Origin of the sequence: Allobosea sp. Leaf344 (assembly GCF_001426225.1) — a bacterium.
Taxonomy (GTDB): Bacteria; Pseudomonadota; Alphaproteobacteria; order Rhizobiales; family Beijerinckiaceae; genus Allobosea.
The window spans coordinates 229-492 of sequence record NZ_LMRT01000012.1; the positions used below are offsets into that span (position 1 = coordinate 229).

Annotated in this window: 1 protein-coding gene; it reads right to left on the reverse strand. The window is 68.2% G+C overall.

Features of this window, described 5'->3' with window-relative positions:
* A partial coding sequence (locus ASG72_RS21020; RefSeq protein ID WP_162246215.1) for a DUF5801 repeats-in-toxin domain-containing protein occupies window positions 1–264 on the reverse strand: 264 nt, incomplete at both ends.

Consider the following 264-nt stretch of genomic DNA (forward strand, 5'->3'; position numbering starts at 1 on the left):
CTGATGCCCGAGCCGCGGGTGCTGATCAGGTCGATCGCGGCGGCGCGGCTGATGCTGTCACCGTCGCCATCCGTGCGCGTGACGCTGTATTGCAGCTGGATCGGTGCGGCCTCGCCGGCGAGGGCCAGCACGGTGCTGGCGTCGAACTCGTTCTTGTCGAGATGCCGGATCGCCTCGAACAGCGTCGTCTGCAGCTGGCCTCCGACGATGGCGATGGTGAAGACGACGTTGTTGGCGGTGTCGCGGCCCTCGATGGCACCCGCG